A 6,154-nucleotide genomic window follows, 5' to 3' on the forward strand; every position below is an offset into this window, starting at 1 on the left:
GGATCGGGGAGTGAGTCCCCGTCGCACCCAGGCCCAGCGCCGCGAGGGCACCATCGGCGCCCTCCTCGACGCGACGGTGGCGTGCCTGGCCGAGCGGGGGTACGCCGCCACCTCGACCGCCGCGGTCTGCGCGGCGGCCGGCGTCAGCCAGGGCGCCCTCTTCCGGCACTTCCCCACCCGGCAGGCGCTGCTGGTGGCCACCGCCGAGCACGTCGCGACCCGCAACGTCGAGGCGTTCCGGGCGACCGTGGGCGCCGACGTGGAGACCGTCGACGACGTGGTCGCGGTGCTCAACCACCTGCGTACGGTCGTGCTCTCCCCCGCCAACCAGACCTGGCGCGAGCTGCTGGTCGCGGCCCGCGCGGACCCCGACCTCCGCGCCGCCCTCCTGCCGGCGCGCGAGTCGCTCCAGGAGCAGATGCTCGCGGCAGCCGGCGACCTGTGGTGCGACCGGCTCCCCGCCGACGACCTCGCCGCCGTGCTGAGCGTCGTCGTCAACATGCTCGACGGGCTGGCCTTCTCCGCCCTCGACCCCGACCCCACGGCCGCTCCCGGCCGCACCGTCGAGCGGGCGCTGCGGCTGCTCGCCGAGATGATCGTCCACCACTACCCGCAGGAGCAGGCATGACTCAGTCCGATCTCCCTGGCGACCTCACCCCCGACGTCATCGTCGTCGGCGCCGGGCTCGCCGGCCTCGTCGCCACGCACGAGCTGGCGCTGGCCGGCAGGCGCGTGCTCGTCCTCGACCAGGAGAACCGCCACAACCTCGGCGGCCAGGCGTGGTGGTCGCTCGGCGGCCTGCTCTTCGTCGACAGCCCCGAGCAGCGGCGGATGGGCATCAAGGACTCCCCCGAGCTGGCCTGGCAGGACTGGCAGGGCTCGGCGCAGTTCGACCGCCTCGGCGACGGCACGGACGGCGCCGGTCGCGGCGAGGACTTCTGGCCGCAGCAGTGGGCCAGGGCGTACGTCGACTTCGCCCACCGCGAGAAGCGCGACTACCTCCACGACCTCGGGCTGAAGTCGCTGCCGTTCGTCGGCTGGGCCGAGCGCGGCGACGGCCGGGCCACCGGCCACGGCAACTCGGTGCCGCGCTTCCACCTCACCTGGGGCACCGGCCCCGAGGTGGTCCGCATCTTCGCCGAGCCGGTCGAGAGGGCAGAGGCGCAGGGGCTCGTACGCCTCGCGTTCCGCCACCAGGTCGACGAGCTGGTCGTCGAGGACGGGGCGGTCGTCGGCGTGCGCGGCACCGTGCTGGCCGATGACGACTCCCCGCGCGGCGTGAGGTCCAGCCGGGAGCCGACCGGCGAGTTCGAGCTCCGCGCCGCCGCGGTCGTCGTCACCTCCGGCGGCATCGGCCACAACCACGAGCTCATGCGGCGCAGCTGGCCGACCGAGCGCATCGGGGCCGCGCCCGAGCACCTGATCTCCGGCGTGCCCGCGCACGTGGACGGCCGCATGCAGGGCATCGCCGAGGACGCCGGCGCCACGATGGTCAACAAGGACCGGATGTGGGCCTACGTCGAGGGCATCCACAACTGGGACCCGGTGTGGCCCGACCACGCCATCCGGATCCTACCCGGACCGTCGTCGATGTGGTTCGACGCGACCGGGCGCCGCCTCGAGGGCATGTCGGGCGTGCCCGGTGCCGATTCGATCGGTGCGATGAAGCAGATCCTGGCCGCGGGCCACGACTACTCGTGGTTCGTGCTGACCCAGTCGATCATCGAGAAGGAGTTCGCCCTCTCGGGCTCCGAGCAGAACCCCGACATCACGGGCAAGGACCTGAGGTTCCTGGCGAAGACCCGGCTCGCCAAGGGCGCGCCCGGTCCCGTCGAGGCGTTCAAGGAGCACGGCGTCGACTTCGTGGTGGCCGACACCCTCCCCGAGCTGGTCGACGGCATGAACGCGCTCGCGCGCGGCCCGCAGCTGGACGTCGTCGACCTCGAGCGCCACATCGTCGCGCGCGACCGAGAGATGGACAACGCCTTCACCAAGGACGTCCAGGTCATGGCGATCCACAACGCCCGCCGTAGCCGCACCGACAAGCTGATCCGCGTGGCCAGGCCGCACAAGATCCTCGACCCGGCCCACGGCCCGCTCATCGCCGTACGCCTCAACATCTTGTCCCGCAAGACGCTCGGCGGGCTGGAGACCGACCTCGACGGCCGGTGCGTCGCCGCCGACGGCTCCCCCGTCCCCGGCCTGTACGCCGCGGGCGAGGTGGCGGGCTTCGGAGGTGGCGGCGTCCACGGCTACAACGCGCTCGAGGGCACCTTCCTCGGCGGCTGCATCTTCTCCGGTCGTGCGGTGGGCAGGGCGCTCTCGCGCTGACCTTCAGGCCAGCCCGACGGTCTCCACGAGGGCGGCCAGGTGGTGCTCGAAGATGTCCTTCGGCTCGGCGAAGGTGTCCGGACCGTACTGCCCGAAGAGCTCGAAGCTCACGCACCCGAACAGAGCCGCCCACGCGAGCATGCCGCGCGCGACCAGCGCGTCGGGTGCCGTGATCCCCATCTCCCGCCGGATGCGCGCGAGGTCGCGCGAGAGCCGCCGCGGGCCGACCGTCCCGGCCGGCAGCGCGACCGCCCCGGCCACCCAGGCGTCCTCCCAGACCTCGACCAGCCGGAGGATCACACGGGTTCCCGGCCCGGTCGTCTGCTCGGCGGGAGCCTCGTAGCCGGGGACCGGGCTGCCGAAGAGCAGGGCGTACGTCGCCGGCTCGGCCAGCGCCCAAGCGCGGACGGCGCGACCGATCGCCACCATCCGGGCCGCGTAGTCCGACCGGTCGACCTTCTCGAGCGCCGCGTCGACGGCGTCGCCCAGCTCGTCGTAGCCGTCGACGACGAGCAGCGTCAGCAGCTCGTCGCGACTCCGGACGTAGCGGTAGACCGCCGACGAGACCACCCCGAGGTCGCGGGCCACGGCCCGCAGGGAGAGGGCGGCCGCACCCTCCGTGGCCAGGTGGGCGCGCCCGATCCGCACGATGTCGCGCATCGTCTGCTCCCTGGCCCTGCTGCGCGGTGTCGAGCCCGTGTCCCTCATGGCGCCAGTGTGGCACAACAGGAAGCGGTCATGACAGAAGTGAGCACCGCTCTTGCTTTTAGTGGAGCACGGGTGCATCCTGATCGAAGGAGAGCACTGCTCTCACTTCCATCGATTGCAGGAGAAGCCATGAACACCGTCCACGTCGTCACCGGAGCCGGCCCCGTCGGCTCGACCGTCGCCCAGCAGCTCGCCGACGCGGGCCACCGGGTGCGGTTGCTCACCCGCTCCGGCAGCGGTCCCGCCCACCCGCTCATCGATCGGCGCCGGGTCGACGTGTCGCAGCCCGACGCGCTGGCGGAGGCCTTCGAGGGCGCCGTCGCCGTCCACCACTGCATCCACGGGTCGGCGTACGACGCCCGGGTCTGGCGCGCCGAGCTCCCGCGGGCCGAGCGGGCCGTCCTCGAGGCGGCCGGCCGGGCCGGCGCCGTCGTGGTCTTCCCCGAGAGCCTCTACTCCTACGGTCCGGTCGACGGCCCGATCACCGAGGACACGCCCCGGAACGCGAGCGGGGGCAAGCTGGGCGTCCGCACCGACCTCCTGGCCCAGCGCGAGGCCTCGCCGACCCCGACCGTCAGCGTCGCGGCCTCGGACTTCTACGGACCCGCGGTCCGCAACGCGCACGCCGGCGAGCGACTCGTGCCCACCGTGCTGGCCGGGCGCACCATGCGCGTGCTGGGCAGCCTCGACCAGCCACACTCCTTCACCTACGTCCCCGACCTGGCCGCGGCCATGATCGTCGCGGCCGCCCGCGAGGAGCTGTGGAACTCCTTCCTCCACGCGCCGACCGCCCCCGCCCCCACCCAGCGCCACCTCGTCGAGCGGGTCGCGGCCGCGGGCGACGTGCCGGTCCCGCGCATGTCGGCGATCCCCGCACCGGTGCTCCGCGGCATGGGCCTGGTCTCCCGCGAGATGCGCGAGCTGGCCGAGACGAGCTACATGTTCACCCGGCCCTTCGTGCTGGACTCCACGGCGAGCGAGCACCGTCTCGGCCTCGCACCCACCCCGATGGAGACCGGGCTGAAGGAGACGGTCGCGTGGTGGCGCGAGCAGGAGCGAGCGTCCCGGTGAGCCGCACCTGACCGGTGTACGGACGAGTAACCCAGGTCACAGCCGTCACTCGATAGCGTTCGCCCATGTTCTCCAAGGTCCTCATCGCCAACCGCGGTGAGATCGCAGTCAGGGCCCTCCGAGCCGCGCGCGAGATCGGCGCCAGGACGGTCGCCGTCTTCCCCCACGAGGACCGCTGGTCCGAGCACCGGATGAAGGCCGAGGAGGCCTACCAGATCGGTGAGCCCGGGCATCCCGTGCGCGCCTACCTCGACCCCGACGCGATCGTGGCGGTCGCCGTGCAGTGCGGCGCCGACGCGGTCTACCCCGGCTACGGCTTCCTGTCGGAGAACCCGGCGCTCGCCGAGGCGTGTGCCGCGGCGGGCATCACCTTCATCGGCCCCAGCGCCGAGGTGCTCACCCTGACCGGCAACAAGGCGCGCGCGATCGCCGCGGCCAAGGCCGCCGGTGTCCCGACCCTCGCCTCGGTGGAGCCCTCCACCGACGTCGACGCCCTCGTCGCGGCGGCCGAGGACCTCTGGGAGGAGCTCGGCGAGACGCCGCTCTTCGTCAAGGCCGTCGCCGGAGGCGGCGGTCGCGGGATGCGCAAGGTCGAGGACCGCGCCGACCTGCGCGAGGCGATCGAGACCTGCATGCGCGAGGCCGAGGGCGCCTTCGGCGACCCGACCGTCTTCATCGAGCAGGCCGTGGTCGACCCGCGCCACATCGAGGTGCAGATCCTCGCCGACGGCACCGGCTCCGAGGGCGGGGTGATCCACCTCTACGAGCGCGACTGCTCCGTGCAGCGCCGCCACCAGAAGGTCGTCGAGATCGCCCCGGCGCCCCACCTCGACCCCGAGGTCCGCGAGCGCATGTGCGCCGACGCGGTCCGGTTCGCCCAGGAGATCGGCTACAAGAACGCCGGCACGGTCGAGTTCCTCCTCGACCCGCAGGGGCGCTACGTCTTCATCGAGATGAACCCCCGCATCCAGGTCGAGCACACCGTGACCGAGGAGGTCACCGGCGTCGACCTCGTGCAGTCGCAGATGCTCATCGCGGCGGGTGCGACGCTCGCCGACCTCGAGCTCACCCAGGACTCGGTGCAGGTGCGCGGCTTCGCGCTGCAGTGCCGCATCACCACCGAGGATCCCGCCAACGGCTTCCGTCCCGACACCGGCAAGATCACGACCTACCGCTCCCCCGGCGGCCCCGGCGTGCGCCTCGACGGCGGGACGACCTACACGGGTGCCGAGATCAGCCCCCACTTCGACTCGATGCTGGCCAAGCTCACCTGCCGCGGCCGCACCTTCGAGTCGGCCGTGCAGAAGGCCCGGCGGGCCCTGCTGGAGTTCCGCATCCGCGGCGTCTCCACCAACGTGGGCTTCCTGCAGGCCGTGCTGGCCGACCCCGACTTCGCAGCCGGCGGCGTGACCACCTCGTTCATCGAGGACCACCCGCAGCTGGTGCGTGCCCGCGTCGGCGGCGACCGCGCCTCGCGGCTGCTCGGCTACCTCGCCGACGTCACGGTCAACCAGCCGCACGGCCAGGCCCCGGTGACGGTGTCGCCGGCCAGCAAGCTGCCGGCGCTCGACCGGTCCCGGCCCGTCCCCGACGGCACGCGCCAGCTGCTGCGCGAGGTCGGCCCGGAGGAGTTCGCGCGCCGCCTGCGCGCGCAGGACCGGGTCGCGGTCACCGACACGACCTTCCGCGACGCCCACCAGTCGCTGCTGGCGACCCGGGTGCGCACCAAGGACCTGCTGGCCGTCGCCGGGCACGTGGCCCGGGCGACCCCGCAGCTGCTCTCGCTCGAGGCCTGGGGCGGGGCCACCTACGACGTGGCGCTGCGCTTCCTGCACGAGGACCCGTGGGACCGGCTGGCGGCGCTGCGCGAGGCGGTGCCCAACATCTGCCTGCAGATGCTGCTGCGCGGGCGCAACACCGTCGGCTACACGCCGTACCCGACCGAGGTCACCGACGCCTTCGTCCACGAGGCCGCGGCGGCGGGGATGGACATCTTCCGGATCTTCGACGCGCTGAACGACGTCGCGCAGATGCGGCCCGCGAT

5 protein-coding genes are annotated in these 6,154 nt (G+C 73.1%); 4 read left to right on the top strand and 1 reads right to left on the bottom strand.

Annotated elements, in window-relative coordinates; translation table 11 throughout:
- The first annotated feature begins 10 nt into the window (after positions 1 to 10).
- Positions 11 to 628 (top strand): TetR/AcrR family transcriptional regulator, encoded by a 618-nt coding sequence (locus JWN97_RS08655; RefSeq protein WP_297621360.1) that lies wholly within the window; start codon positions 11 to 13, stop codon positions 626 to 628.
- Positions 625 to 2,331, top strand: coding sequence for an FAD-binding dehydrogenase (locus JWN97_RS08660; protein ID WP_297621362.1), 1,707 nt, complete (start codon positions 625 to 627; stop codon positions 2,329 to 2,331). The genes JWN97_RS08655 and JWN97_RS08660 overlap by 4 nt, the downstream gene beginning before the upstream one ends.
- 3 nt (positions 2,332 to 2,334) lie before the next feature.
- Here JWN97_RS08660 and JWN97_RS08665 read toward each other — a convergent pair whose 3' ends face one another.
- Complete coding sequence (locus tag JWN97_RS08665; RefSeq protein ID WP_297621364.1) at positions 2,335 to 3,039, bottom strand: TetR/AcrR family transcriptional regulator; 705 nt, start codon at positions 3,037 to 3,039, stop codon at positions 2,335 to 2,337.
- A 129-nt stretch (positions 3,040 to 3,168) separates the two neighbouring features.
- On the opposite strand from JWN97_RS08665, the gene JWN97_RS08670 reads away from it, so the two are divergent.
- Both JWN97_RS08670 and JWN97_RS08675 read left to right on the top strand, forming a co-directional pair.
- Positions 3,169 to 4,110: an NAD-dependent epimerase/dehydratase family protein gene (locus JWN97_RS08670; RefSeq protein ID WP_297621366.1), complete on the top strand. Its 942-nt coding sequence runs from the start codon at positions 3,169 to 3,171 to the stop codon at positions 4,108 to 4,110.
- Between the two features lie 65 nt (positions 4,111 to 4,175).
- Positions 4,176 to 6,154 (top strand): pyruvate carboxylase (locus JWN97_RS08675; protein ID WP_297621368.1); only part of this gene is annotated, 1,979 nt, incomplete at its 3' end.

This window comes from Nocardioides sp., from assembly GCF_025965415.1.
Lineage (GTDB): Bacteria > Actinomycetota > Actinomycetes > Propionibacteriales > Nocardioidaceae > Nocardioides.

Bases quoted from the DNA above. Each gene is read 5' to 3' on its own strand.
- JWN97_RS08660 (WP_297621362.1), top strand. From the start codon at position 625: ATGACTCAGTCCGATCTCCCTGGCGACCTCACCCCCGACGTCATCGTC.
- JWN97_RS08665 (WP_297621364.1), bottom strand. From the start codon at position 3,039: ATGAGGGACACGGGCTCGACACCGCGCAGCAGGGCCAGGGAGCAGACG.
- JWN97_RS08670 (WP_297621366.1), top strand. From the start codon at position 3,169: ATGAACACCGTCCACGTCGTCACCGGAGCCGGCCCCGTCGGCTCGACC.